Genomic DNA, 23,870 nt, shown 5'->3' with positions numbered 1-23,870 from the left:
ATATTCTGATTAGAAAAATACGACTTGTCACTAGATTAGTGAAAGTCGATATTTTTCTAAACAAAAAAAGGGCCTAGAATCAGATTCATAATGATTCTGTCCCGCCCTTTTAAGTTTGTGTTATATAATTACACAAGTTCGATGATTACCATTGGTGCACCATCACCGCGGCGAGGACCTACTTTCATAATACGAGTGTATCCGCCTTGACGGTCTGCATAACGAGGTGCGATATCGCCGAATAGTTTTTGAAGAACTTTCTCACCAGTTTCTTCATTTGCTACTTCATTGCGAATAAATTGTGAAGCTTGACGACGAGCGTGTAAATCACCACGTTTTCCGAAAGTGATCATTTTTTCTGCTACTGAACGCAATTCTTTAGCTCTTGCTTCTGTTGTTTCAATACGCTCATTGATAAACAGGTCAGCAGTAAGATCACGAAGAAGTGCTTTACGTTGTGCAGATTTACGTCCTAATTTTCCATATGCCATGAGAGGTTCCCTCCTTTGTTGAATGTTAGCTTTCAAATATCTATATCGTTCTAATGAGTGACTATTCTTCCTTACGTAAACCTAAACCAAGATCTACCAACTTGTTCTTCACTTCCTCAAGTGATTTACGACCCAAGTTACGGACTTTCATCATATCATCTTCTGACTTGTTAGCAAGCTCTTGAACAGTGTTAATTCCAGCACGCTTCAAGCAATTATAAGAACGAACCGATAAATCAAGCTCTTCAATTGTCATTTCAAGTACTTTTTCTTTTTGGTCTTCTTCTTTCTCAACCATGATTTCAGCTTTTTGAGCTTCATCTGTGAGACCAACAAAGATATTCAAGTGTTCAGTTAGAATTTTAGCTCCAAGTGACACTGCTTCTTCTGGTCGAATACTACCGTCTGTCCAAACATCAAGGGTTAACTTATCGTAGTTTGTAACTTGACCTACACGAGTATTCTCGACTTGATACGTAACTCGAGTGACTGGCGTGTAAATAGAATCAATCGGAACTACTCCGATTGGTTGGTCATCACTTTTGTTAGCATCTGCTGGATTGTAACCACGTCCACGCTTAGCAGTCAAACGCATGCGGAAGTTAGCACCTTTATCTAAAGTGGCAATAACCAAATCTGGATTAAGGATTTCTACATCACTATCATGCGTAATATCAGCAGCTGTTACAACACCTTCTCCTTGAATGTCGATTTCAAGAGTCTTCTCTTCGTCAGAGTAGATCTTTAAAGCCAACTTCTTCAGATTCAGGATAATAGTCGTTACATCTTCTACAACTCCATCAACTGTAGAGAACTCATGTTGAACGCCGTCTATCTTAACAGATGTTACAGCAGCACCTGGGAGTGAGGATAGTAGAATACGACGTAAGGAGTTTCCTAATGTTGTTCCATATCCACGCTCAAGCGGTTCGACGACAAATTTTCCAAATGTGGCATCATCGCTGATTTCAACCGTTTCGATTTTCGGTTTTTCAATTTCAATCATTCAATAAACCCTCCTTCAAAACGTCGAAACCCCGGTCAGCGCGGGCTACGCTAACCGAAATTCCCCAATAGCAGTTCCCAACTGTGCACAACAATTCAGTTTTTCACGGAACTTGCAAATACTCTATCATATCCCATTATAGACAGGGATCTGAATTCTATACGCGTTTATTATACACGACGACGTTTTGGTGGGCGGCAACCGTTATGTGGAACTGGTGTAACATCTACAATCGCTGTAACTTCAAGACCAGCTGATTGAAGTGCACGGATTGCAGCTTCACGACCTGCACCAGGACCTTTAACAGTAACTTCAAGAGATTTCATTCCATGTTCCATAGCTGTCTTTGCAGCAGCTTCTGCAGCCATTTGAGCAGCAAATGGAGTAGACTTACGAGAACCTCTGAAACCGAGTGCACCAGCACTAGACCAAGATACAGCGTTACCGTGTACATCAGTGATCATTACGATTGTATTGTTAAATGTTGAGCGGATATGCGCAATACCAGTCTCAATATTCTTTTTCACACGACGTTTACGTGTATTAGTTTTCTTGCGAGCCATTGTACGTTAACCTCCTTTTTAACAATTATTTCTTCTTGTTTGCTACTGTACGACGAGGACCTTTACGCGTACGAGCATTGTTCTTAGAGTTCTGTCCACGTACAGGTAGTCCGCGACGATGGCGAATGCCACGATAAGAACCAATCTCAATAAGACGTTTGATGTTTAATGAGATTTCACGACGAAGGTCACCCTCTACTTTATATGCATCAACGATATCACGGATTTTATTAAGTTCATCTTCAGTAAGATCGCGTACACGTGTATGCTCAGAAACACCAGCTTCAGCTAGAACTTTCTGTGCAGTAGAGTTACCAATACCATAGATATATGTTAAAGAAATAACGATTCGTTTTTCACGAGGAATATCTACACCTGCAATACGAGCCATATTAAGTTTTGCACCTCCTCAGGATTAACCTTGTTTTTGTTTATGCTTAGGGTTTTCACAAATAACCATTACTTTACCTTTACGACGAATAACCTTACATTTTTCGCACATTGGTTTTACTGATGGTCTAACTTTCATTTTTTAAACCTCCTTGGTATCGCGGAGTGCTTTCATTATTTATAACGATAAGTGATACGACCACGTGTCAAGTCATATGGTGAAAGTTCAACAGTGACTTTATCACCTGGCAAGATACGAATAAAGTGCATACGAATTTTACCTGATACATGAGCTAAAACTGTATGACCGTTTTCAAGTTCTACCTTGAACATCGCATTTGGCAATGTCTCAACAATGGTTCCTTCAACTTCAATTACATCGTCTTTCGCCATCAAGTTGCTCTCCCTTCTCGAATTCAGTAACTTTTTCATTCACAAACTTCGTAACTGCAAACCTAAGTTTACCGTTGGTCACTCGACCTGTTTCTTCGATACTGTTCTGAACTTCAGGAGAAATGTAATCAAACCACTTTAGGTGATTGACGTTTTTTTTCTTAGGACGGTCGAATTTTCTACGGTCACCATCTGCAATCAACACAAAACGATTATCGAGTATGCTGATAACTATCGAATAAGTGCCAATTTCTTTCCCTTGCAGTACTTGAACTAGCTGACCTATTCGAGGGCTCGATTCTGATTCGTTCACCCATTATCACCTTCACTTAGGCTTTTGTCAATATTTCATAACCTTCATCGGTAATTGCAATTGTGTGCTCGAAGTGAGCACATAACTTACCATCTACCGTAACAACAGTCCAGTTGTCAGCAAGTGTTTTGACATAACGTTCACCTGCATTCACCATTGGTTCAATTGCAAGAACCATTCCAGGCTTCAAGCGCGGTCCTTTATTAGGTGGACCATAATGTGGAATTTGTGGGTCTTCATGCAATTCTTGACCAACGCCATGACCAACATACTCGCGTACAATTGAAAAATTGTTTGGTTCAACATGTGATTGGATTGCATGAGAGATATTCGAAAGACGTTCGCCAGACTTTGCTTCCGCTAATCCTTTGTATAGCGATTCTTCTGTTACATCTAACAGACGCTGCGCCTCTTCCGAAATTTCTCCGACACCATAAGTCCAAGCAGAATCTCCATGATACCCGTTATACTTAGCACCGATGTCAATACTAATAATATCTCCATCGTTAAGTACACGATTTCCTGGAATGCCATGAACAAGTTCTTCATTTACAGAAGCACAAATGCTTCCGCGGAAACCATTATACCCTTTAAACGAAGGAATTGCATCATGTTTGCGAATAAATTCTTCAGCAATTACATCCAATTCTTTCGTTGTAACACCAGGTTTAATGTGTTTCTTTAGTTCTTGGTGTGTAAGTGCAACGATTTTACCGGCATGACGCATGATGTCTAATTCACGTTGCGTTTTACAAATAATCATTTCCTGATGCCTCCAAGCAATTTATCAACATCAACAAACACTTTGCTGATATCTTGATCACCATTGATCTTTTGAAGATATCCCTTACCCTCATAGAAATCAAGCAGTGGTTGCGTTTGTTTCATATTAACTTCGAGACGGTTAGCAACAGTTTCTTCGTTATCATCAGCGCGTTGATAAAGTTCACCATCGCATTTATCACATTTACCTTCCTTAGAAGGAGGATTGAATACAACATGATATGTTGCACCACATTCCTTACAAATACGACGACCAGTCAAACGGGCCATTAAACTGTTTGTATCAACATCGATGTAGATAACGTAATTAATAGTACGTTCTAGTTCAGTAGTGATTACTTCAAGAGCCTCTGCTTGAGCTACCGTGCGGGGAAAACCATCAAGCAAATAACCATTTTTACAATCATCTTTACCTAAACGTTCACGAACAATACCAATCGTTACTTCATCAGGTACGAGTTCACCTTTATCAATGTATTCTTTCGCTTTCAACCCGAGCTGTGTACCTTCCTTCATTGCTGCGCGAAACATATCGCCAGTAGAAATGTGAGGAATATTGTACTTTTCTACAATTTGTTCAGCTTGTGTGCCTTTACCAGCACCCGGAAGCCCCATCAAAACAAGATTCATACGTTTCTCCCCTTAATTCCCTTGAGGTTATGTGGGAACTAAACATTCCCACTCCTCAATGTTTTATTTCAGAAAACCTTTGTAATGGCGTTTCACTAGCTGGCTTTCTAGTTGTTTCATCGTTTCAAGCGCTACGCCGACAACGATTAACAAACTTGTACCGCCGATTTGAACGGAAGGCGGAAGCTGTGCAAGTTGAATAAAGAATACTGGTAAAACAGCGATTACCGCAAGGAAGATCGAACCGACAAACGTTAAACGATATAAAACCTTCGTTAAATATTTTTCAGTGTTCTTACCAGGACGAATCCCAGGAATGTATCCACCTTGCTTCTTTAAGTTCTCAGCCATTTGTTCTGGATTAACCTGAACAAAAGTATAGAAATATGAAAAGGCAATAATGAGTACGACATAAACAGCCATTCCAAAAGGAGCAGTATAATTAAAATTAGCCTGAATCCATTGAGTTACCTCATTATTTCCGAAAAATCCAGCAATTGTTGGTGGAGTAATCAAGAATGAAATTGCAAAGATTACTGGAATAACCCCTGCCGCATTCACTTTGATTGGTAAGTGTGTCGATTGACCACCTACAGGACTACGACCAACAAGGCGTTTAGCATATTGAATTGGGATTTTACGCAGTGCTTGTTGAATGAAGATAACTCCAACAACAACAGCTAACATTGCAATTAGTAGAAGTGCTACAATCACAATTCGTATAAATAGCTGCTCGCCTGCATCCTCAAATTGTTGTGCATAAATTTGGTTTACTCCATTAGGGATTGCAGCCACAATTCCAGCAAAGATTAGAATGGAAATACCATTTCCAACACCTTTAGCTGTAATTTGTTCTCCCAACCAAAGTAGGAAAGCTGTTCCTGCTGTCAACACTAACGCAATGAATAAATATGTCGAAATACCAGGATTTAAAATCAATCCAGGGAAGATTGTATTAAACCCAATAGACATACCAATAGCTTGGATAAATCCAAGCACAATTGTCCCATAGCGAGTGAACTGAGTTAACTTGCGTCTTCCTACCTCTCCTTGTTTTGCCCATTCAGCAAACTTCGGAACTACATCCATTTGCAACAACTGAATGATAATGGATGCAGTGATATATGGCATGATGCCCATTGCAAAAATTGAGAAGCGTTGCAATGCCCCACCGGCAAATGTATTAACTAATCCAAAAACATTGTTCTGGTCTTCAAAGTTAATGACATCCACGTTCACGTTAGGAACGGGGATGAAACTACCAAGACGGAAAACGATGAGCATCAATAATGTAAAAACAATTTTACGCCTAATATCACTTACACGCATCATATTGGAGATTGTCTGAAACATTAAATCACCTCAGTTGTACCGCCAGCAGCCTCAATCGCTTCTTTAGCAGCAGATGAGAATTTGTTAGCTTTAACAGTCAACTTCTTCTCTACCTGGCCTTTGCCAAGAATTTTAATACCAGCTTTAACTTTGCTTACAACACCAGTTTCAAGAAGTAATTCAGGAGTAACCTCCGTACCTTCTTCAAAACGATTCAATGCTTCAAGGTTCACTACAGTATAATCTTTACGATTAATGTTAGTAAAACCGCGTTTAGGTAGGCGTTGGAATAAAGGCATTTGACCACCTTCAAATCCTGGACGAACACCGCCGCCAGAGCGAGCTTTTTGACCTTTATGTCCACGACCTGAAGTTTTACCATTACCTGAACCCATTCCGCGACCAACGCGATTACGTGTTTTACGTGAGCCTTCAGCTGGTTTTAATTCATGAAGTTTCATTTCGTGCACCTCCTCTTTATCAGGGTGATTACTTTTCGTTTACTTCTAGAAGATGAGATACTTTATTAATCATCCCACGAATAGCTGGGTTATCTTCATGTTCAACTGTTTGGTTCAATTTGCGCAAACCAAGAGTTCTTACAGTAACTCGTTGATCCTCTGGACGACCGATAAGGCTGCGCTTGAGGGTAATATCCAATTTTTTAGCCAATGTGTTTCCCTCCTTATCCTAACAGTTCTTCAACAGTTTTACCGCGCAACTTCGCAACATGTTCAGGACGCTTAAGATTATTAAGTCCATTTACTGTAGCGCGTACCATGTTAATTGGAGTGTTGGAACCTAGTGATTTTGAAAGAATGTCATGGATACCTGCAAGTTCAAGTACCGCACGTACAGGTCCACCAGCGATGATTCCTGTACCTTCAGAAGCAGGTTTTAACAATACGTTACCCGCACCGAATTCACCAATGATTTGGTGAGGAATTGTTGTACCAGCAGTTGGTACTTCAATAAGATTTTTCTTCGCATCTTCAATAGCTTTACGGATTGCTTCAGGTACTTCTTGTGCTTTACCAGTACCAAAACCAACGTGACCGTTTTTATCACCAACAACTACTAGTGCAGCAAAGCGGAAACGACGTCCACCTTTTACTACTTTTGCTACACGATTTACCGTAACTACGCGTTCTTCAAGCTCTAGTTTGTTTGGGTCAATGCCTCGCATGAATGTCCCTCCTTTTTCGATTAAAATTGAAGACCAGCTTCGCGAGCAGCGTCAGCTAGTGCTTTCACACGTCCGTGATATAGATAACCGCCGCGGTCAAAGACAACTTCTTTAACGCCTTTTTCAACCGCACGTTCAGCAACTAATTTACCAACTGTTACTGCAGCATCAACGTTGTTTCCTGCTTCTACGTTAACTTCTTTGTCAACAGTTGAAGCGCTAGCCAATGTTACACTGTTCAAATCGTCGATAAGTTGAGCATAGATATGCTTATTTGAACGGTAAACATTTAAACGCGGACGTTCAGGAGTTCCTGTAAGCTTACTACGTACACGAGCATGTCGTTGTTTACGCACTTTGTTTTTATCAGCTTTAGTGATCATCTGTGTCACTCCTTTCATTTACCTACACGGCATTACTTAGCTGTTTTACCTTCTTTACGACGTACATATTCGCCTTCATAACGGATACCTTTACCTTTGTAAGGCTCTGGTGGACGAACAGCACGAATGTTAGCAGCTAAAGCACCTACGCGCTCTTTATCGATTCCTTTAACAATTACTTTTGTGTTAGAAGGAACTTCTACTTCAAGTCCTGCTTCTGGTACCATCTCAACTGGGTGAGAGTAACCAGCATTAATGATTAGTTTGTTACCAGATTTTTGCGCACGATAACCAACACCAATGATTTCAAGTGCTTTTTCAAAACCTTTGTTAACACCCTCAACCATGTTTCCGATAATACTACGTGTTGTACCATGTAGTGCGCGGTGTTCTTTATTATCAGAAGGACGTTCCACTGTTAAAGTGTTGTCTTCGATGTTAATTTTCATATCCGCGTGGAATTGACGAGTCAATTCACCTTTAGGCCCTTTTACAGTAACTGTATTATCTTCAGCAACAGTAATCGTTACACCCGTAGGGATTTCAAGTAACTTTTTACCGATACGTGACATAATAACACCTCCAATCGTCTATAAATGATTACCAAACGTATGCTAATACTTCTCCGCCAACTTGCTTTTGACGAGCTTCTTTATCTGAAAGAACGCCGTTAGAAGTTGAAACGATTGCAACGCCTAAACCGTTTAGTACACGAGGTACTTCATTAGCTTTCGCGTATACACGAAGACCTGGTTTACTGATGCGTTTGATTCCAGTGATAACACGCTCATCATTTGCACCATATTTCAAGAAGATACGGATGATACCTTGCTTGTTATCTTCGATAAATTCAACGTCGCGTACAAATCCTTCACGTTTAAGGATTTCAGCAACCTCTTTTTTAAGTTTTGATGCAGGGACTTCTAATTTATCGTGACGTACCATGTTCGCATTACGGATGCGAGTAAGCATGTCTGCAATTGGATCTGTCATAACCATAATTGTTTACCTCCTTCCCAATCTCAGGATTACCAGCTAGCCTTCTTAACGCCAGGGATTTGACCTTTATAAGCGAGTTCACGGAAACAAATACGGCAAAGTTTAAATTTACGTAATACTGAGTGTGGACGTCCGCAACGTTCACAACGCGTATATTCTTGAACTTTAAACTTTTGCTCGCGCTTTTGTTTCGCGATCATAGATTTCTTTGCCACGTTTTTCCCTCCTTTTATTTTTAAGGGTTATTTTTTAAATGGCATTCCGAATTGTGTTAATAGTTCACGAGCCTCTTCATCTGTGTTTGCAGTAGTTACAATTACAATGTCCATACCGCGAACTTTGTTTACTTGATCGTAATCAATTTCAGGGAAGATAAGTTGTTCTTTAACACCAAGTGTATAGTTACCGCGTCCGTCGAATGCTTTCTTAGACACACCACGGAAGTCACGTACACGTGGAAGTGACACAGATACAAGTTTATCTAAGAATTCATACATACGCTCACCGCGAAGAGTTACTTTACAACCGATTGGCATACCTTCACGAAGACGGAAGCCTGCAATTGATTTTTTCGCACGAGTTACAACAGGTTTTTGACCTGTGATTTGTGTAAGTTCTTCAACAGCTGTGTCAAGTGCTTTCGCATTTTGTACAGCATCACCTACACCCATGTTAATAACGATTTTTTCAAGCTTTGGAGTTTGCATCACTGAGCTGTAGTTAAACTTCTCAACAAGTGATGGTGTAACTTCCTTTTGATATTTCTCTTTTAGTCGGTTCATAGCGTAGACCTCCTTTCACTGTGACATTATTTATCTAAAGCTTCGCCGGACTTTTTAGCGATACGCACTTTTTTTCCGTCAACAACTTTGTATCCTACGCGAGTAGGTTCGTTAGTCTTAGGGTCAATAGGCATTACGTTAGATACGTGAATAGCTGCCTCTTGATTTAAGATTCCACCCTGCGGATTTGCTTGGGAAGGTTTAGCGTGCTTCTTAACGATGTTTACACCTTCAACAAGCACACGGTCTTTCTTAGGATAAGCTTCAAGGATAATACCTTGTTTTCCCTTATCTTTACCAGAAACCACTTGGACTTTATCACCTTTTTTAACATGCATGTCTGCGCACCTCCTTACAAGGCTTTATTTCAATTAAAGTACTTCCGGAGCAAGTGATACGATCTTCATGAAGTCTTTATCACGAAGTTCGCGCGCAACTGGTCCAAAAATACGTGTACCACGTGGACCTTTGTCATCACGTACAATTACAGCAGCGTTTTCGTCGAATTTAATATAAGAACCATCTGCACGACGTACACCAGTCTTAGAACGAACGATAACTGCTTTAACTACTTCACCTTTTTTAACAACGCCTCCTGGTGTTGCTTGCTTAACAGTAGCAACAATAACATCACCGATGTTAGCAGTTTTACGGCCAGAACCACCAAGGACTTTGATTGTAAGGATTTCACGTGCACCAGAGTTATCTGCGACTTTTAAACGAGATTCCTGTTGAATCATGTTTCGTTACCTCCTTTCATCTAAGAGAGAACTCTCTTAAATCGTTAGATAATAACAGCTTCTTCTACGATTTCTACAAGACGGAAGCGTTTTGTTTTTGAAAGGGGACGTGTTTCCATGATAGTAACGATGTCTCCCATTTTTGCTGAATTATTTTCGTCATGCGCTTTAAATTTCTTAGAATATTTAACACGCTTACCGTAAAGCGAATGCTTCTTATAAGTCTCAACAAGTACAGTAATCGTCTTGTCCATACCATCAGAAACAACGCGACCTGTATAAACCTTGCGTTGGTTGCGTTCAGTCATTACGCGAACCTCCTCTCAATTTATCGATTGTTGACACCAAGTTCTCGCTCACGGATAACTGTGTTCATACGAGCAATACCTTTGCGTACTTCACGAACGCGAGCAGTGTTTTCTAGCTGACCAGTCGCTAATTGGAAACGTAAGTTGAAAAGCTCTTCTTTAAGAGACTTTACTTTTTGTTCAATTTCTGCAGTGGTTAATTCACGGATTTCATTAGCTTTCATCAGTCTCACCACCAATTTCTTCGCGTTTTACGAATTTAGTTTTGATTGGCAGCTTATGAGATGCAAGGCGTAACGCTTCTCTTGCTACCTCTTCTGACACACCAGCGATTTCGAACATAACTTTACCTTTTTTCACTACTGCAACCCAGCCCTCAGGAGCACCTTTACCGGAACCCATTCGAACTTCTAAAGGTTTAGCAGTGTATGGCTTATCAGGGAAGATTTTAATCCATACTTTACCGCCACGTTTCATATAACGAGTCATCGCAATACGCGCTGCTTCGATTTGACGGTTAGTAATCCATGCGCCATCAAGAGCTTGAAGACCGTATTCACCGAAGGAAACTTCAGTACCGCCTTTAGCATGTCCTTTTAAGCTAGTACGATGTTGTCTGCGGTATTTTACACGTTTAGGGACTAACATGATTAATTTCCTCCTTCCTGGTCTCTCTTTTTCGTTGGAAGAACTTCTCCACGATAAATCCATACTTTTACGCCAAGCTTACCATAAGTAGTGTCAGCTTCAGCTGTACCATAATCAATGTCAGCACGTAAAGTATGAAGTGGAACAGTACCTTCACTATAGTGCTCAGAACGAGCGATATCTGCGCCACCAAGACGACCTGATACCATTGTACGTACACCCTTCGCACCAGAACGCATAGCACGTTGAATTGCTTGCTTTTGTGCACGACGGAATGAAACGCGGTTTTCTAATTGACGAGCAATGTTTTCTGCTACAAGCGTTGCATCAAGATCCGCACGTTTGATTTCAAGGATGTTGATGTGTACACGCTTGCCAGTGAGTTCGTTTAACGCTTTGCGAAGTGCTTCTACTTCAGAACCGCCTTTACCAATTACCATACCTGGCTTTGCAGTATGAATAGCAACGTTCAAACGGTTAGCAGCACGTTCAATTTCGATTTTTGAAACAGAAGCGTCTGTAAGACGTTTCTCAAGGTATTCACGGACTTTAATATCTTCATGGAGAAGATCTGCATAATCTTTTCCTGCATACCACTTTGATTCCCAATCACGAATCACGCCGATACGCAGACCAATTGGATTTACCTTTTGACCCACTGATTATCCCTCCTTCTTCTCAGTTAATACTAATGTAATATGACTTGTACGCTTGTTAATTTGACTTGCACGTCCCATAGCGCGAGGACGGAATCGTTTCAATGTTGGACCTTCGTTTACATACGCATCTGTTACAACTAATGAATCAGCTTCCATTTCATAGTTGTGCTCAGCGTTTGCGATAGCAGACTTCAGAATTTTTTCGATAATTGGAGAAGCTGCTCTCGGCGTATGGCGAAGAATGGCTACTGCTTCACCTACTTGCTTACCTCGAATCAGGTCAATGACCAAACGAGCCTTACGAGGAGCAATGCGAACAGTTTTTGCGCTTGCTTTAGCTTGCATCGGTGTACCTCCTCTCGTCATTAACGTCTAGTTTTCTTATCGTCATCAACATGGCCTTTGAATGTGCGTGTAGGAGCGAATTCGCCTAATTTGTGTCCTACCATGTCTTCAGTTACGAATACTGGCACATGTTTGCGTCCATCATAAACAGCGATAGTGTGACCGATGAACTCAGGGAAGATTGTTGAACGGCGAGACCAAGTTTTGACTACTTGTTTTTTATCAGCTTCGTTTAGTGCATCAACCTTATTGATTAAATGCTCATCAACGAATGGCCCTTTTTTTAAGCTGCGACCCATGAGTTAACCTCCCTTCGTGATTGTCGTACGGTTCGTATGAACCGCACTTCAACCCCGTTATTTTTTACGACCACGTACAATAAATTGGTCTGACGCTTTATTGCGTTTACGAGTTTTGAATCCAAGTGTTGGTTTACCCCAAGGAGACATTGGTGATTTACGTCCGATTGGCGCACGACCTTCACCACCACCGTGAGGGTGATCGTTAGGGTTCATTACAGAACCACGAACAGTTGGGCGCTTACCTAACCAACGAGAGCGACCAGCTTTACCAATGTTAATTAGTTCATGCTCTAAGTTACCAACTTGACCGATAGTAGCACGACAAGTTGCAAGAATTAGACGAACCTCTCCAGAAGTTAAACGTACAAGAACATATTTACCTTCTTTACCAAGAACTTGTGCACTAGCACCTGCTGAACGAGCAAGTTGTCCTCCACGTCCTGGTTTAAGTTCGATATTATGAATAACTGTACCCACTGGGATATCTTTCAATTGAAGAGCGTTACCAACTTTGATATCCGCCTCAGAACCTGACATTACTTCCATGCCAACTTCTAAAGTTTTCGGAGCCAGAATGTAACGTTTCTCACCATCAACATAGTTGATTAGAGCGATGTTAGCAGAACGGTTTGGATCATACTCAATTGTAGCAACGCGTCCTGGTATTCCATCTTTGTTACGTTTAAAGTCGATGATACGATATTTACGTTTATGTCCACCACCTTGGTGACGTACAGTTAATTTACCTTGGTTGTTACGTCCGCCTTTTTTATGAAGTGGTGCAAGTAACGATTTTTCAGGTGTGTCCGTTGTGATTTCAGCGAAATCAGATACAGACATGCCACGACGACCATTAGTGGTCGGTTTATACTTTTTTAAAGCCATCTTGGTTTCCCTCCTTCACTATAAAAGTAGGTCTTAAACTCCTTCAAAGAACTCAAGTTCTTTGCTATCTTCTGTAAGCTTAACGATCGCTTTTCTACGTTTAGCTGTGTAGCCACCGTAACGACCCATACGCTTGAACTTACCTTTATAATTCATAATGTTAACTTTTTCTACTTGTACTCCGAAGATGCTCTCGATAGCGTCCTTAACTTCCGTTTTGTTCGCTTTCACGTTCACTTCAAAAGTATATTTCTTTTCAGTCATTAAATCCGTAGAACGTTCAGTAATGACGGGGCGCTTAATAATATCACGTGGATCCTTCATTATGCAAGCACCTCCCCTGCTTTTTCAGCTGCTTCTTTAGTCATGATTAACTTATCATGCTTAAGCACATCAAAAACATTCACTCCATTAGCAGTTACAACTTTCACATTTGGAAGGTTGCGTGCTGATAGGAATACATTCTCGTCATCGTTAGAAGTAACGACTAGAGTTTTGTTGTTAGCGGAAAGTGCTTTAAGTACATTTGCCATTTCCTTTGTTTTTGGCGCTTCAAATGATAAACCTTCAAGAACTAGAAGATTGTTATCGATAACTTTTGTTGAAAGTGCAGATCTAACAGCAAGACGACGCACTTTCTTTGGTAATTTGTAGCTATAACTACGTGGAGTAGGGCCGAATACAGTTCCACCGCCTACCCATTGTGGAGAACGGATTGAACCTTGACGGGCACGACCTGTTCCTTTTTGACGCCATGGTTTACGTCCACCACCACGAACTTCAGAACGACCTTTTACTGCGTGCGTTCCTTGACGTTCAGATGCACGTTGCATAACCACTGCTTCGTGTAGTACATGAGTATTTGGTTCGATTCCGAACACAGCATCATTTAGCTCAATATCACCAACTTGTGAGCCATCTTGTTTATAAAGTGCTACTTTAGGCATCACGATTTCCTCCTTTCCTATATTGGTTAGTTACCTTTTACCGCACTTGTGACTTTTACAAAGCTCTTCCTAGCACCAGGTACATTACCTTTTACTAATAGAAGATTACGCTCAGTGTCAATTTTGACAATCTCAAGGTTTTGGATAGTAATTGTTTCTCCACCCATACGACCAGGTAATGCTTTACCTTTGAAAACGTGCATTGGGTCAACCGCACCCATTGAACCAGGACGACGGTGGTAGCGAGAACCGTGTGACATTGGTCCGCGTGATTGATTGTGACGTTTGATAGAACCTGCAAAACCTTTACCTTTTGAAGTTCCAGTCACGTCAATTACATCACCTTCGCTAAAGATGTCAACTTTAACTTCATGACCAACCTCTAAACCATCAGCATTAAAGCCGCGGAATTCACGGATGAAGCGCTTAGGAGTAGTTTCTGCTTTCGCTGCATGACCTTTTTCAGGTTTGTTTGTGCGTGATTCTTTTTTATCTGCAAAACCAAGTTGAACTGCAGTGTAACCATCAGATTCAACTGATTTCTTTTGAAGAACGATATTTGGCGAAGCTTCAATTACAGTTACAGGGATTAAATCACCGTTCTCTGCAAAAACTTGCGTCATACCGATTTTTTTTCCTAAGATTCCTTTGCTCATACTTTACACCTCCTATATATCAAGGTTCATATTATAATTTGATTTCAATGTCTACGCCAGACGGAAGATCCAAACGCATTAGTGAATCTACAGTTTGTGGTGTAGGATTGACAATGTCGATTAAACGTTTGTGTGTGCGCATTTCAAATTGCTCACGAGAATCCTTATATTTGTGCACCGCACGAAGGATTGTGTATACAGAACGCTCAGTTGGTAGCGGGATTGGACCCGATACGTTTGCACCAGAACGCTTTGCAGTTTCTACAATTTTCTCAGCTGATTGATCAAGAATACGGTGATCATAAGCTTTTAAACGAATACGAATTTTCTCTTTTGCCATTACTTTCCCTCCTTTTCGTCCATTTTCTTAAATAGACATACTCCGCAGAAATTTCCCACACGCTCGCCATGGCAAAGGGGCCGGGTGTGTCAGCAACCTTCTGCTTCATCGCCTTTAATGACCAACATTGTCTATTATACATACTTCAATTCGACAATGCAAGTATTTTTTTCTTATATTTAAAAAACACTTTTCTATTATATACACCTGGTGTAATTAGTGCAAGTCTAGTAGTAGAATAGGGAATTTTCTGATAGGTTTGTTTCAACAAAATCATCTTTCTTCTATATAATAGTAAAAGTTAAAAAGAGATAGCCATTGGCTATCTCTTTTTTAAACTATATCAATGTAAAGGATTAGTCTTGGATAGTCGCTACTACTCCAGCGCCTACAGTACGTCCACCTTCACGAATTGAGAACTTAGTTCCTTCTTCAATAGCGATTGGAGAGATAAGCTCAACAGTCATCTCAACGTTATCGCCAGGCATAACCATTTCTACGCCTTCAGGAAGATTACAAACACCAGTTACGTCAGTTGTACGGAAGTAGAACTGAGGACGGTAGTTTGTGAAGAATGGAGTGTGACGTCCACCCTCTTCTTTAGAAAGTACATAAACTTCAGCTTTGAAGTTTTTGTGTGGTGTGATTGTAGCTGGTTTAGCTAGTACTTGACCACGGTTGATATCTTCACGAGCTACCCCACGAAGAAGTGCACCGATGTTATCTCCAGCTTCAGCATAGTCAAGAAGCTTACGGAACATTTCTACACCAGTAACAGTTGTTTTCTTAGCTTCTTCAGTGATACCAACGATTTCAATCTCGTCACCAACGTTAAGCATACCACGCTCAACACGACCAGTAGCAACTGTACCACGACCAGTGATTGAGAATACGTCCTCAACAGGCATCATGAATGGCTTATCTTTGTCACGCTCTGGAGTTGGGATGTACTCATCTACAGCATCCATAAGTTCGAAGATTTTAGCTTCATAATCAGCATCACCTTCAAGAGCTTTTAGAGCAGAACCTTTGATTACTGGTACATCATCACCTGGGAAGTCATACTCAGAAAGAAGGTCACGAACTTCCATTTCAACTAACTCAAGAAGCTCTTCATCGTCTACCATATCACACTTGTTCATGAAAATTACGATGTAAGGTACACCTACTTGACGAGATAGTAGGATGTGCTCACGAGTTTGTGGCATTGGACCATCAGCAGCAGATACTACTAAGATAGCTCCGTCCATTTGTGCAGCACCAGTGATCATGTTCTTAACATAGTCAGCGTGTCCTGGGCAGTCAACGTGCGCATAGTGACGAGCATCAGTTTCATACTCAACGTGTGCAGTTGAGATTGTAATACCACGCTCACGCTCTTCAGGAGCACCATCGATTTGGTCATATGCCATAGCAGTACCAGAACCAGATTTCTTAGCAAGAACTGTTGTGATTGCAGCAGTTAGAGTTGTTTTACCATGGTCAACGTGTCCAATTGTACCGATATTAGCATGGGTTTTGGAGCGATCAAATTTTTCTTTAGCCATGTTTATTTCCTCCTTAAATACATCTATAATATTTTATTTATTTTAGCTAGGAAGTAGGGATTTCCCACTTCCTAAGCTTACAATAGATTTTTTAGTCTAACAATTATTTACCACTATTTTTTTCAATAACATCGTCCATTAAGCTCTTTGGTAATTCTTCATAATGGTCGAAATGCATTGTGTAAGTTCCGCGACCTTGAGTGTTTGAACGTAATGCAGTTGCATAACCAAACATTTCAGCAAGAGGTACGAATCCGCGAACAACTTGTGCGTTACCGCGAGCTTCCATACCCTCAACGCGACCACGGCGTGAAGTGATATCACCCATAATGTCACCCATATATTCTTCTGGGATAACAACTTCAACCTTCATCATAGGTTCAAGAATTACTGGGTTACATTTAGATTTTGCATTTTTCAATGCTAATGAAGCAGCTACTTTAAATGCCATCTCATTCGAGTCAACATCATGGTATGAACCATCAAATAATGCAGCTTTAACATCGATTAGTGGGTATCCAGCAAGTGGACCGTTAGACATCGCATCTTCAAGACCTGCTTGAACAGATGGAATGTATTCACGAGGAACTACACCACCAGTGATTTCGTTTTTGAATTCGAAACCAGCACCCTCTTCGTTAGGTTCGAAACGAATCCATACGTGACCGAATTGTCCACGACCACCAGACTGACGTACGAACTTACCTTCAACTTCCGCAGATGAACGGAAAGTTTCACGGTATGCTACCTGAGGAGCACCAACATTTGCTTCAACTTTGAATTCACGTCTCATACGATCAACGATAATATCAAGGTGAAGCTCACCCATACCTGAGATGATCGTTTGACCCGTTTCAACATTTGTTTCAGTCTTGAACGTCGGATCTTCTTCAGCAAGTTTAGCAAGTGCAACAGACATTTTATCTTGGTCAGCTTTTGATTTTGGCTCAATAGCAACCGAGATAACTGGCTCAGGGAATTCCATAGACTCAAGAATTACTAGGCTCTTCTCATCACAAAGAGTATCCCCAGTAGAAGTATCTTTTAAGCCTACACCCGCAGCGATGTCACCAGCATAAACTGTTGAAATTTCTTCACGAGAGTTAGCGTGCATTTGCAGGATACGACCCATACGCTCACGCTTACCTTTCGTAGAGTTTTTCACGTAAGAACCAGCATCAATTGTACCAGAATATACGCGGAAGAAAGTAAGTTTACCAACATAAGGGTCAGTCATTACTTTAAATGCTAATGCTGAGAATGGTTCTTCATCACTAGATTTACGAGTAATCTTCTCATCAGTATCTGGAATGATACCTTCAATATCAGCTACATCTGTTGGAGCTGGAAGGTAATCAAGTACTGAATCAATTAGTAACTGAACACCTTTGTTTTTGAATGCTGAACCACATAGAACAGGATAGAATTCAACAGTTAATGTCGCTTTACGGATAGCCGCCTTAAGCTCATCTGTAGTAAATTCTTCACCTTCTAAGTAGCGCATCATTAATTCTTCATCAAGTTCCGCAACACCTTCAATTAGGCTGTTACGATACTCTTCAGCTTGCTCTTTATACTCATCAGGAATTTCAGATGCATTTGCAACAGTTCCTAAATCATCTTCGTAGAAGTAAGCTTTCATTTCAACTAGGTCAATGATTCCGTTGAAATCATCTTCCGCACCAATTGGAAGTTGAACTGGGTGAGCATTTGCTCCTAAACGGTCTTTCATTGTTCCTACTGAATATAAGAAGTCTGCACCCATTTTGTCCATTTTGTTAACGAACACAATACGTGGTACCCCATATGTTGTTGCTTGACGCCACACTGTTTCAGTTTGTGGCTCTACACCAGATTGAGCATCAAGTACGGCTACTGCACCATCGAGTACACGTAATGAACGCTCAACCTCTACTGTGAAGTCTACGTGTCCTGGTGTATCGATAATGTTAATACGATGATCTTTCCATTGGGCTGTTGTCGCAGCTGAAGTGATTGTAATACCACGTTCTTGCTCTTGCTCCATCCAGTCCATTTGTGAAGCACCTTCGTGTGTTTCCCCGATCTTATGGATGCGTCCTGTGTAGAAAAGAATACGCTCAGTCGCTGTCGTTTTACCAGCATCAATGTGTGCCATGATACCGATATTACGTGTCTTTTCTAAGGAGAACTCTCTAGGCATGAATCTTTCTCCTTCCATAATAAGAATGAATTCGTAATTTTATATTAAAAAAGATATTACCAACGATAGTGAGCAAACGCTCTGTTCGCTTCAGCCATCTTGTGTGTGTCTTCACGCTTCTTAACAGCTGCACCAGTGTTGTTAGCAGCGTCCATGATTTCGTTAGCAAGACGCTCTTCCATCGTTTTCTCTCCACGAGTACGAGCGTAAAGAACTAACCAGCGAAGACCTAGTGTAGTACGACGTTCAGGACGAACCTCAACTGGTACTTGGTAGTTTGCACCACCGACACGACGAGCACGTACTTCAAGTAATGGCATAATGTTTTTCATTGCTTCTTCAAACACTTCCATCGGCTCATTTCCAGTACGTTCTTGAATCAAATCAAACGCGTTATAAAGAATTGTTTGTGCTGTTCCTCGCTTACCGTCCACCATAACTTGGTTGATTAAACGAGTAATAAGCTTAGACTTGTAAATTGGGTCAGGCAGAACATCTCTGCGTGTTACTGAACCTTTACGTGGCATAACATTCCCTCCTCTCAATTGTCATTACAATTTATGCTACATTATTTTTTAGGTCTTTTCGTACCGTATTTAGAACGGCCTTGCATACGACCTTCAACACCTGCTGTATCAAGCGCACCACGAACGATGTGATAACGCACACCCGGTAAATCCTTTACTCGTCCACCACGAATAAGAACTACGCTGTGTTCTTGTAGGTTGTGACCAATACCAGGAATATAAGCAGTTACCTCAATACTGTTCGTTAAACGAACACGAGCGTATTTACGAAGTGCTGAGTTTGGTTTCTTTGGTGTCATTGTACCTACACGAGTACATACACCACGTTTTTGTGGAGAAGAAAGGTCTGTAAGTTTCTTCTTCATGCTGTTATAGCCTTTGTTTAGAGCTGGTGAATCTGATTTCTTAGTTTTGCTAGTACGACCTTTGCGTACAAGTTGGTTAATAGTTGGCATGTTGTTTCCTCCTTCCTTCACGATTATATAAGCCCACACATCCAGGTGGTTCATAAATGGGCAAAAACAAAGTTTTTGTAAGGCAGTGTAAACCACCTTACAAAAACGTATTTACCCTTTTATTGCAACTGCCGCAGCACCGACATCAATTCCACAAGCTTTACCAAGCTTTTTCATGGATTTAACATTAATGACTGGTACATTTTTTTCTTGCGCAGCAATTAGAACTTTATCTGTCACATACCGATCTGCATCGTCGGCAATGATGACTTCCTTTACCTCGTTATTGCGTAAAGCTTTAAGTGTCTGCTTCGTACCAATTATTATATGGTCGTTTGCCTGCAATACTTTTTCATAAGACATACGATGTATCCTCCAAAGCACCAGGTTTTGAAGCACCTTGAATATAATAACATTCTGTATTCATGAATGTCAACTTCATTTCAAAAAGTTTTTTATTGCTTTTCAACCATTACCTCACCAGCTTCGGCTTCTTCGTTACCTTGTTTAACTAAATCAACACTACGGTAGCGATTCATACCTGTACCAGCAGGAACTAGTTTACCAATAATAACATTCTCTTTCAAGCCTAGTAGTTCATCACGTTTACCCTTGATTGCTGAATCAGTAAGAACACGAGTTGTTTCTTGGAATGAAGCAGCAGATAAGAATGAGTCTGTTTCAAGAGAAGCTTTTGTAATACCGAGAAGAACAGGACGACCTATTGCTGGTTGACCACCCTTAGCAAGTACATCTTTGTTAGCATCTCTGAATTGGTGAATTTCCAGAAGTGAACCTGGTAGAACTTCAGTATCTCCAGCATCAATAACACGAATTTTTCGAAGCATTTGGCGAGCCATTACTTCAATGTGTTTATCTCCAATTTCTACCCCTTGCATACGATATACTTTCTGTACTTCGCGCAATAAGTAATCTTGAACACCATCGACACCTTTAATCTTCAGTAATTCCTTCGGATCAACGGAACCTTCCGTTAACTCTTGACCAGCAGAAACCCTTTGTCCTTCAGTGACTTTAATTCGTGCACCGTAAGGTACAGCATACGAACGTGATTCAACTATACCTTGAACAACGATTTCTTGTTTCTCTTTCACTTCATTAATTGCAGATACTTCACCTGCAATTTCACTAATGACTGCTTGACCTTTCGGATTACGCGCTTCAAACAACTCTTGGATACGCGGTAAACCTTGAGTAATATCGTCACCAGCTACCCCACCAGTGTGGAAAGTACGCATCGTTAACTGTGTACCTGGTTCACCGATAGATTGAGCTGCGATAATTCCAACAGCTTCACCAACCTCAACATCAGATCCTGTTGCCAAGTTACGACCATAACACTTCTTACACACACCATGACGAGTATTACAAGCAAATGCCGAACGAATTGTTATTTCTTCAATACCAGCATTCGTAATCGCGTCAGCAATATCTTCAGTGATGATGTCATTTATACCCACTAGTAATTCACCAGTTTCTGGGTGTTTAACATTTTCAAACGAGTATCGTCCTAGAAGACGCTCGTTTAAGTATTCAATTATTTCGTTGCCCTCGCGAATTGACGCAACCTTCAAACCACGGTCAGTTCCGCAATCTTCTTCCCTTACGATTACATCTTGTGCTACATCTACAAGACGACGAGTTAAATAACCAGAATCGGCAGTCTTAAGTGCTGTATCAGCTAGACCTTTACGCGCACCGTGCGTTGAAATGAAGTATTCCAAAACAGTAAGACCTTCGCGGAAACTTGATTTGATTGGTAATTCCATAATTTTCCCCGATGGACTCGCCATCAAACCACGCATACCAGCAAGCTGAGTAAAGTTTGATGCATTACCACGGGCCCCAGAGTCACTCATCATAAAGATTGGGTTAGACTCATCTAATGACTTCATTAGTTTGCCTTGGATAACATCTTTTGCATCAGTCCAGATCGAGATTACACGGCTATAACGTTCTTCTTCCGTGATTAAACCACGCTTGAATTGCTTAAGAACCTTTTGAACACTCTCTTCAGCTTTTTCAAGGATCTGTTTCTTTTCTGCTAATACGATGATATCGGAGACACCAACTGTAATACCAGCTTTAGTTGAATATTTGAATCCAAGATCTTTCATACGATCAAGCATCTTAGATGTTTCGATGATTTGGAACTTCTTGAATACCTCAGCGATGATATCACCGAGCATTCCTTTCTTAAACGGTTTAACAATCTCCCGTTTTTTAAGTTCGTCTTTCACGTTCACATCTCTTGGTACGAAATATTCGTTAGGCGTACTTTGTTCGAGATTCGTTTTAGTCGGTTCATTGAGATATGGGAATGATTCCGGTAATATCTCGTTGAAAATCAACTTACCAACAGTTGTTAACAACAACTTATTGTTTTGTTCATCAGTAAATGTTGGATTTTGTAGTGAAGATGCATCAATCGCTACACGCGTATGAAGGTGAGCATATCCATTTTGATAAGCAAGCAACGCTTCATTCGTATCTTTGAAAATCAAACCTTCACCAACAGCATCTTTTCGCTCAAGTGTAAGGTAGTAGTTACCTAATACCATATCTTGTGATGGCGTAACAACTGGCTTACCATCTTTCGGATTCAAAATGTTTTGGGCAGCAAGCATAAGTAAACGAGCTTCTGCTTGTGCTTCAGCTGAAAGAGGTACGTGTACAGCCATTTGGTCTCCGTCAAAGTCAGCGTTGTATGCAGTACATACAAGTGGATGCAAGCGAATTGCACGTCCTTCAACAAGTGTTGGTTCAAACGCTTGAATCCCAAGTCTGTGCAACGTAGGAGCGCGGTTAAGTAACACTGGGTGTTCTTTAATGACCTCTTCAAGCACATCCCAAATCTCAGGATGAATACGCTCAATTTTACGTTTCGCACTCTTAATGTTATGAGCAAGGCCTCTTCCGACAAGCTCTTTCATTACAAATGGTTTGAATAACTCAAGAGCCATCTCTTTCGGTAAACCACACTGATACATTTTCAGATTAGGTCCTACAACGATTACAGAACGTCCTGAATAATCAACACGTTTACCAAGTAAGTTTTGACGGAAACGACCTTGTTTACCTTTTAGCATATGTGATAGTGATTTCAATGGACGGTTTCCCGGTCCTGTAACAGGACGACCACGACGACCATTATCAATCAGTGCATCAACTGCTTCTTGTAGCATACGTTTTTCATTTTGAACGATAATGCTAGGTGCTCCTAAGTCTAATAAACGTTTTAAACGGTTATTACGATTGATAACACGACGATATAAATCGTTCAAGTCAGACGTAGCGAATCTTCCACCATCTAACTGAACCATAGGACGTAGTTCAGGTGGAATAACAGGTAATACATCAAGAATCATCCACGAAGGATCATTACCTGAATTGCGGAATGCTTCTAATACTTCTAGTCGCTTAATTGCACGCGTACGACGTTGACCTTGAGCTGTTTTCAACTCTTCTTTCAACATGTCGACCTCTTTATCGAGATCAAGGTCTTTTAGAACTTTCCGTATAGCTTCAGCACCCATTTGCGCTTGGAATGTTTGACCATATTTGTCCCGGTATGCTCGATATTCTTTCTCAGAAAGCAATTGCTTCTTCTCAAGTGGAGTATCTCCAACATCAGTTACAACATATGAAGCAAAATAAATCACTTCCTCCAAGGCACGTGGAGACATATCTAATGCAAGACCCATACGGCTTGGAATACCTTTGAAATACCAAATGTGAGAAACTGGGGCAGCCAGTTCAATGTGCCCCATGCGCTCACGACGTACTTTTGCTTTTGTTACTTCAACACCACAACGATCACAAACTACACCTTTATAACGGACACGTTTGTATTTACCACAATGACATTCCCAGTCTTTCGTAGGTCCAAAGATCCGTTCGCAGAACAGACCATCTTTCTCTGGCTTCAATGTACGATAATTAATCGTTTCAGGTTTCTTCACTTCGCCATAGGACCATGAGCGAATTTTATCGGGTGAAGCGAGACCGATTTTCATATATTCGAAGTTATTTACATCTAGCAAGGGGCCTACCTCCC

Annotated in this window: 38 protein-coding genes; 1 reads left to right on the top strand and 37 read right to left on the bottom strand. The window is 40.8% G+C overall.

Translation table 11 applies throughout. From position 1 onward, the window contains the following. Positions 1-128: 128 nt before the first annotated feature. The 31 genes from rplQ to rpsJ form a co-directional block, all read right to left on the bottom strand. The gene (gene rplQ, locus BFG57_RS07155) at positions 129-491 is read right to left on the bottom strand and encodes a 50S ribosomal protein L17 (RefSeq protein WP_069716809.1); all 363 of its coding nucleotides are present in this window, start codon (positions 489-491) and stop codon (positions 129-131) included. 61 nt (positions 492-552) lie between these two features. Then, positions 553-1,497, bottom strand: coding sequence for a DNA-directed RNA polymerase subunit alpha (locus tag BFG57_RS07150; protein WP_069716808.1), 945 nt, complete (start codon positions 1,495-1,497; stop codon positions 553-555). 170 nt (positions 1,498-1,667) lie between these two features. Continuing rightward, a complete protein-coding gene (rpsK, locus tag BFG57_RS07145) occupies positions 1,668-2,060 on the bottom strand; it encodes a 30S ribosomal protein S11 (RefSeq protein ID WP_069716807.1) in 393 nt (130 codons plus the stop codon). A gap of 25 nt (positions 2,061-2,085) precedes the next feature. Next, entirely contained in the window at positions 2,086-2,451 is a 366-nt protein-coding gene (gene rpsM / locus BFG57_RS07140) for a 30S ribosomal protein S13 (RefSeq protein ID WP_069716806.1), read from the bottom strand. Between the two features lie 24 nt (positions 2,452-2,475). Further along, entirely contained in the window at positions 2,476-2,589 is a 114-nt protein-coding gene (gene rpmJ / locus BFG57_RS07135) for a 50S ribosomal protein L36 (protein ID WP_003720928.1), read from the bottom strand. 35 nt (positions 2,590-2,624) lie between these two features. Continuing rightward, a complete protein-coding gene (infA, locus tag BFG57_RS07130) occupies positions 2,625-2,843 on the bottom strand; it encodes a translation initiation factor IF-1 (RefSeq protein ID WP_003156508.1) in 219 nt (72 codons plus the stop codon). Then, positions 2,821-3,156: a KOW domain-containing RNA-binding protein gene (locus BFG57_RS07125; protein WP_069716805.1), complete on the bottom strand. Its 336-nt coding sequence runs from the start codon at positions 3,154-3,156 to the stop codon at positions 2,821-2,823. The genes infA and BFG57_RS07125 overlap by 23 nt, the downstream gene beginning before the upstream one ends. 16 nt (positions 3,157-3,172) lie before the next feature. After that, a complete protein-coding gene (gene map / locus BFG57_RS07120) occupies positions 3,173-3,919 on the bottom strand; it encodes a type I methionyl aminopeptidase (RefSeq protein WP_069716804.1) in 747 nt (248 codons plus the stop codon). Then, the gene (locus BFG57_RS07115; protein WP_069716803.1) at positions 3,916-4,569 is read right to left on the bottom strand and encodes an adenylate kinase; all 654 of its coding nucleotides are present in this window, start codon (positions 4,567-4,569) and stop codon (positions 3,916-3,918) included. Before BFG57_RS07115 ends, map begins: the two co-directional genes overlap by 4 nt. 63 nt (positions 4,570-4,632) lie before the next feature. Continuing rightward, positions 4,633-5,922: a preprotein translocase subunit SecY gene (secY, locus tag BFG57_RS07110; protein ID WP_069716802.1), complete on the bottom strand. Its 1,290-nt coding sequence runs from the start codon at positions 5,920-5,922 to the stop codon at positions 4,633-4,635. Next, the gene (gene rplO / locus BFG57_RS07105; protein WP_069716801.1) at positions 5,922-6,362 is read right to left on the bottom strand and encodes a 50S ribosomal protein L15; all 441 of its coding nucleotides are present in this window, start codon (positions 6,360-6,362) and stop codon (positions 5,922-5,924) included. Before rplO ends, secY begins: the two co-directional genes overlap by 1 nt. 28 nt (positions 6,363-6,390) lie before the next feature. Continuing rightward, positions 6,391-6,573 carry a 50S ribosomal protein L30 gene (rpmD, locus tag BFG57_RS07100; protein ID WP_069716800.1) on the bottom strand — a complete coding sequence of 61 codons (183 nt, stop codon included), beginning with the start codon at positions 6,571-6,573 and terminating at the stop codon, positions 6,391-6,393. Positions 6,574-6,586: 13 nt separating this feature from the next. Then, the gene (gene rpsE / locus BFG57_RS07095; protein WP_069716799.1) at positions 6,587-7,087 is read right to left on the bottom strand and encodes a 30S ribosomal protein S5; all 501 of its coding nucleotides are present in this window, start codon (positions 7,085-7,087) and stop codon (positions 6,587-6,589) included. Between the two features lie 20 nt (positions 7,088-7,107). Next, positions 7,108-7,470: a 50S ribosomal protein L18 gene (gene rplR, locus BFG57_RS07090; RefSeq protein WP_069716798.1), complete on the bottom strand. Its 363-nt coding sequence runs from the start codon at positions 7,468-7,470 to the stop codon at positions 7,108-7,110. Between the two features lie 32 nt (positions 7,471-7,502). After that, on the bottom strand, positions 7,503-8,042 hold the full coding sequence (rplF, locus tag BFG57_RS07085; RefSeq protein WP_069716797.1) for a 50S ribosomal protein L6: 540 nt from the start codon (positions 8,040-8,042) through the stop codon (positions 7,503-7,505). 28 nt (positions 8,043-8,070) lie between these two features. Next, positions 8,071-8,469 (bottom strand): 30S ribosomal protein S8, encoded by a 399-nt coding sequence (gene rpsH, locus BFG57_RS07080; RefSeq protein ID WP_069716796.1) that lies wholly within the window; start codon positions 8,467-8,469, stop codon positions 8,071-8,073. Positions 8,470-8,498: 29 nt separating this feature from the next. Further along, positions 8,499-8,684, bottom strand: coding sequence for a type Z 30S ribosomal protein S14 (locus BFG57_RS07075; RefSeq protein WP_069716795.1), 186 nt, complete (start codon positions 8,682-8,684; stop codon positions 8,499-8,501). A 27-nt stretch (positions 8,685-8,711) separates the two neighbouring features. Beyond that, positions 8,712-9,251: a 50S ribosomal protein L5 gene (gene rplE, locus BFG57_RS07070; protein ID WP_069716794.1), complete on the bottom strand. Its 540-nt coding sequence runs from the start codon at positions 9,249-9,251 to the stop codon at positions 8,712-8,714. A gap of 26 nt (positions 9,252-9,277) precedes the next feature. Further along, a complete protein-coding gene (gene rplX, locus BFG57_RS07065) occupies positions 9,278-9,589 on the bottom strand; it encodes a 50S ribosomal protein L24 (RefSeq protein ID WP_069716793.1) in 312 nt (103 codons plus the stop codon). Positions 9,590-9,622: 33 nt separating this feature from the next. Next, positions 9,623-9,991: a 50S ribosomal protein L14 gene (rplN, locus tag BFG57_RS07060; protein ID WP_069716792.1), complete on the bottom strand. Its 369-nt coding sequence runs from the start codon at positions 9,989-9,991 to the stop codon at positions 9,623-9,625. A 44-nt stretch (positions 9,992-10,035) separates the two neighbouring features. Beyond that, positions 10,036-10,299: a 30S ribosomal protein S17 gene (gene rpsQ / locus BFG57_RS07055; RefSeq protein WP_069716791.1), complete on the bottom strand. Its 264-nt coding sequence runs from the start codon at positions 10,297-10,299 to the stop codon at positions 10,036-10,038. A gap of 20 nt (positions 10,300-10,319) precedes the next feature. Then, entirely contained in the window at positions 10,320-10,523 is a 204-nt protein-coding gene (gene rpmC, locus BFG57_RS07050) for a 50S ribosomal protein L29 (RefSeq protein ID WP_069716790.1), read from the bottom strand. Next, positions 10,513-10,947 (bottom strand): 50S ribosomal protein L16, encoded by a 435-nt coding sequence (gene rplP / locus BFG57_RS07045; protein WP_069716789.1) that lies wholly within the window; start codon positions 10,945-10,947, stop codon positions 10,513-10,515. The genes rpmC and rplP overlap by 11 nt, the downstream gene beginning before the upstream one ends. 2 nt (positions 10,948-10,949) lie before the next feature. Continuing rightward, complete coding sequence (rpsC, locus tag BFG57_RS07040) at positions 10,950-11,606, bottom strand: 30S ribosomal protein S3 (RefSeq protein WP_069716788.1); 657 nt, start codon at positions 11,604-11,606, stop codon at positions 10,950-10,952. 3 nt (positions 11,607-11,609) lie between these two features. After that, positions 11,610-11,951, bottom strand: a complete 342-nt coding sequence (gene rplV, locus BFG57_RS07035; RefSeq protein ID WP_069716787.1) for a 50S ribosomal protein L22 — start codon at positions 11,949-11,951, stop codon at positions 11,610-11,612. Positions 11,952-11,971: 20 nt separating this feature from the next. Beyond that, the gene (gene rpsS, locus BFG57_RS07030; RefSeq protein ID WP_069716786.1) at positions 11,972-12,250 is read right to left on the bottom strand and encodes a 30S ribosomal protein S19; all 279 of its coding nucleotides are present in this window, start codon (positions 12,248-12,250) and stop codon (positions 11,972-11,974) included. A 57-nt stretch (positions 12,251-12,307) separates the two neighbouring features. Next, positions 12,308-13,138 carry a 50S ribosomal protein L2 gene (gene rplB, locus BFG57_RS07025; protein WP_069716785.1) on the bottom strand — a complete coding sequence of 277 codons (831 nt, stop codon included), beginning with the start codon at positions 13,136-13,138 and terminating at the stop codon, positions 12,308-12,310. Positions 13,139-13,171: 33 nt separating this feature from the next. After that, positions 13,172-13,462 carry a 50S ribosomal protein L23 gene (gene rplW, locus BFG57_RS07020; protein WP_069716784.1) on the bottom strand — a complete coding sequence of 97 codons (291 nt, stop codon included), beginning with the start codon at positions 13,460-13,462 and terminating at the stop codon, positions 13,172-13,174. After that, positions 13,462-14,085, bottom strand: a complete 624-nt coding sequence (gene rplD, locus BFG57_RS07015) for a 50S ribosomal protein L4 (protein ID WP_069716783.1) — start codon at positions 14,083-14,085, stop codon at positions 13,462-13,464. The genes rplW and rplD overlap by 1 nt, the downstream gene beginning before the upstream one ends. Before the next feature lie 26 nt (positions 14,086-14,111). Further along, positions 14,112-14,741, bottom strand: a complete 630-nt coding sequence (gene rplC / locus BFG57_RS07010; protein ID WP_069716782.1) for a 50S ribosomal protein L3 — start codon at positions 14,739-14,741, stop codon at positions 14,112-14,114. A gap of 31 nt (positions 14,742-14,772) precedes the next feature. Further along, a complete protein-coding gene (gene rpsJ / locus BFG57_RS07005; RefSeq protein ID WP_069716781.1) occupies positions 14,773-15,081 on the bottom strand; it encodes a 30S ribosomal protein S10 in 309 nt (102 codons plus the stop codon). 68 nt (positions 15,082-15,149) lie between these two features. On the opposite strand from rpsJ, the gene BFG57_RS18840 reads away from it, so the two are divergent. Continuing rightward, entirely contained in the window at positions 15,150-15,323 is a 174-nt protein-coding gene (locus BFG57_RS18840) for a hypothetical protein (protein ID WP_175428287.1), read from the top strand. A 114-nt stretch (positions 15,324-15,437) separates the two neighbouring features. Here BFG57_RS18840 and tuf read toward each other — a convergent pair whose 3' ends face one another. The 6 genes from tuf to rpoC form a co-directional block, all read right to left on the bottom strand. Then, the gene (gene tuf / locus BFG57_RS07000) at positions 15,438-16,628 is read right to left on the bottom strand and encodes an elongation factor Tu (protein WP_069716780.1); all 1,191 of its coding nucleotides are present in this window, start codon (positions 16,626-16,628) and stop codon (positions 15,438-15,440) included. 103 nt (positions 16,629-16,731) lie between these two features. Further along, on the bottom strand, positions 16,732-18,810 hold the full coding sequence (fusA, locus tag BFG57_RS06995) for an elongation factor G (RefSeq protein ID WP_069716779.1): 2,079 nt from the start codon (positions 18,808-18,810) through the stop codon (positions 16,732-16,734). Positions 18,811-18,866: 56 nt separating this feature from the next. Continuing rightward, complete coding sequence (gene rpsG, locus BFG57_RS06990) at positions 18,867-19,337, bottom strand: 30S ribosomal protein S7 (protein ID WP_069716778.1); 471 nt, start codon at positions 19,335-19,337, stop codon at positions 18,867-18,869. A gap of 41 nt (positions 19,338-19,378) precedes the next feature. Next, positions 19,379-19,792 carry a 30S ribosomal protein S12 gene (rpsL, locus tag BFG57_RS06985; RefSeq protein ID WP_069716777.1) on the bottom strand — a complete coding sequence of 138 codons (414 nt, stop codon included), beginning with the start codon at positions 19,790-19,792 and terminating at the stop codon, positions 19,379-19,381. 111 nt (positions 19,793-19,903) lie between these two features. Beyond that, a complete protein-coding gene (locus BFG57_RS06980; RefSeq protein ID WP_069716776.1) occupies positions 19,904-20,155 on the bottom strand; it encodes a 50S ribosomal protein L7ae-like protein in 252 nt (83 codons plus the stop codon). A 92-nt stretch (positions 20,156-20,247) separates the two neighbouring features. Beyond that, the gene (gene rpoC, locus BFG57_RS06975) at positions 20,248-23,856 is read right to left on the bottom strand and encodes a DNA-directed RNA polymerase subunit beta' (protein ID WP_069716775.1); all 3,609 of its coding nucleotides are present in this window, start codon (positions 23,854-23,856) and stop codon (positions 20,248-20,250) included. Between the last annotated feature and the right edge of the window lie 14 nt (positions 23,857-23,870).

This window comes from Bacillus solimangrovi, assembly GCF_001742425.1.
Lineage (GTDB): Bacteria > Bacillota > Bacilli > Bacillales > Bacillaceae_N > Bacillus_AV > Bacillus_AV solimangrovi.
The sequence above is the reverse complement of the archived record's forward strand: the minus strand, read 5'-3'. Positions and strand labels throughout refer to the sequence as shown.

What these genes read in the sequence shown, in the direction of transcription:
- rpsM (WP_069716806.1), bottom strand. Translation starts at nt 2,451, where the DNA reads ATGGCTCGTATTGCAGGTGTAGATATTCCTCGTGAAAAACGAATCGTT.
- rpsK (WP_069716807.1), bottom strand. Translation starts at nt 2,060, where the DNA reads ATGGCTCGCAAGAAAACTAATACACGTAAACGTCGTGTGAAAAAGAAT.
- rpmJ (WP_003720928.1), bottom strand. Translation starts at nt 2,589, where the DNA reads ATGAAAGTTAGACCATCAGTAAAACCAATGTGCGAAAAATGTAAGGTT.
- rplQ (WP_069716809.1), bottom strand. Translation starts at nt 491, where the DNA reads ATGGCATATGGAAAATTAGGACGTAAATCTGCACAACGTAAAGCACTT.
- tuf (WP_069716780.1), bottom strand. Translation starts at nt 16,628, where the DNA reads ATGGCTAAAGAAAAATTTGATCGCTCCAAAACCCATGCTAATATCGGT.
- BFG57_RS06980 (WP_069716776.1), bottom strand. Translation starts at nt 20,155, where the DNA reads ATGTCTTATGAAAAAGTATTGCAGGCAAACGACCATATAATAATTGGT.
- rplO (WP_069716801.1), bottom strand. Translation starts at nt 6,362, where the DNA reads ATGAAACTTCATGAATTAAAACCAGCTGAAGGCTCACGTAAAACACGT.
- fusA (WP_069716779.1), bottom strand. Translation starts at nt 18,810, where the DNA reads ATGCCTAGAGAGTTCTCCTTAGAAAAGACACGTAATATCGGTATCATG.
- rplX (WP_069716793.1), bottom strand. Translation starts at nt 9,589, where the DNA reads ATGCATGTTAAAAAAGGTGATAAAGTCCAAGTGGTTTCTGGTAAAGAT.
- rplP (WP_069716789.1), bottom strand. Translation starts at nt 10,947, where the DNA reads ATGTTAGTCCCTAAACGTGTAAAATACCGCAGACAACATCGTACTAGC.
- rplE (WP_069716794.1), bottom strand. Translation starts at nt 9,251, where the DNA reads ATGAACCGACTAAAAGAGAAATATCAAAAGGAAGTTACACCATCACTT.
- rplN (WP_069716792.1), bottom strand. Translation starts at nt 9,991, where the DNA reads ATGATTCAACAGGAATCTCGTTTAAAAGTCGCAGATAACTCTGGTGCA.
- rpsG (WP_069716778.1), bottom strand. Translation starts at nt 19,337, where the DNA reads ATGCCACGTAAAGGTTCAGTAACACGCAGAGATGTTCTGCCTGACCCA.
- rpmC (WP_069716790.1), bottom strand. Translation starts at nt 10,523, where the DNA reads ATGAAAGCTAATGAAATCCGTGAATTAACCACTGCAGAAATTGAACAA.
- rpsL (WP_069716777.1), bottom strand. Translation starts at nt 19,792, where the DNA reads ATGCCAACTATTAACCAACTTGTACGCAAAGGTCGTACTAGCAAAACT.
- rplF (WP_069716797.1), bottom strand. Translation starts at nt 8,042, where the DNA reads ATGTCACGTATCGGTAAAAAGTTACTTGAAATCCCTACGGGTGTAACG.
- rplD (WP_069716783.1), bottom strand. Translation starts at nt 14,085, where the DNA reads ATGCCTAAAGTAGCACTTTATAAACAAGATGGCTCACAAGTTGGTGAT.
- rplB (WP_069716785.1), bottom strand. Translation starts at nt 13,138, where the DNA reads ATGGCTTTAAAAAAGTATAAACCGACCACTAATGGTCGTCGTGGCATG.
- BFG57_RS07115 (WP_069716803.1), bottom strand. Translation starts at nt 4,569, where the DNA reads ATGAATCTTGTTTTGATGGGGCTTCCGGGTGCTGGTAAAGGCACACAA.
- rplV (WP_069716787.1), bottom strand. Translation starts at nt 11,951, where the DNA reads ATGCAAGCTAAAGCAAGCGCAAAAACTGTTCGCATTGCTCCTCGTAAG.
- secY (WP_069716802.1), bottom strand. Translation starts at nt 5,922, where the DNA reads ATGTTTCAGACAATCTCCAATATGATGCGTGTAAGTGATATTAGGCGT.
- rpsJ (WP_069716781.1), bottom strand. Translation starts at nt 15,081, where the DNA reads ATGGCAAAAGAGAAAATTCGTATTCGTTTAAAAGCTTATGATCACCGT.
- rpsS (WP_069716786.1), bottom strand. Translation starts at nt 12,250, where the DNA reads ATGGGTCGCAGCTTAAAAAAAGGGCCATTCGTTGATGAGCATTTAATC.
- map (WP_069716804.1), bottom strand. Translation starts at nt 3,919, where the DNA reads ATGATTATTTGTAAAACGCAACGTGAATTAGACATCATGCGTCATGCC.
- rpsQ (WP_069716791.1), bottom strand. Translation starts at nt 10,299, where the DNA reads ATGACTGAACGCAACCAACGCAAGGTTTATACAGGTCGCGTTGTTTCT.
- rplC (WP_069716782.1), bottom strand. Translation starts at nt 14,741, where the DNA reads ATGAGCAAAGGAATCTTAGGAAAAAAAATCGGTATGACGCAAGTTTTT.
- BFG57_RS07150 (WP_069716808.1), bottom strand. Translation starts at nt 1,497, where the DNA reads ATGATTGAAATTGAAAAACCGAAAATCGAAACGGTTGAAATCAGCGAT.
- rpsH (WP_069716796.1), bottom strand. Translation starts at nt 8,469, where the DNA reads ATGGTTATGACAGATCCAATTGCAGACATGCTTACTCGCATCCGTAAT.
- rplR (WP_069716798.1), bottom strand. Translation starts at nt 7,470, where the DNA reads ATGATCACTAAAGCTGATAAAAACAAAGTGCGTAAACAACGACATGCT.
- BFG57_RS18840 (WP_175428287.1), top strand. Translation starts at nt 15,150, where the DNA reads ATGGCAAAGGGGCCGGGTGTGTCAGCAACCTTCTGCTTCATCGCCTTT.
- rpsE (WP_069716799.1), bottom strand. Translation starts at nt 7,087, where the DNA reads ATGCGAGGCATTGACCCAAACAAACTAGAGCTTGAAGAACGCGTAGTT.
- rplW (WP_069716784.1), bottom strand. Translation starts at nt 13,462, where the DNA reads ATGAAGGATCCACGTGATATTATTAAGCGCCCCGTCATTACTGAACGT.
- infA (WP_003156508.1), bottom strand. Translation starts at nt 2,843, where the DNA reads ATGGCGAAAGACGATGTAATTGAAGTTGAAGGAACCATTGTTGAGACA.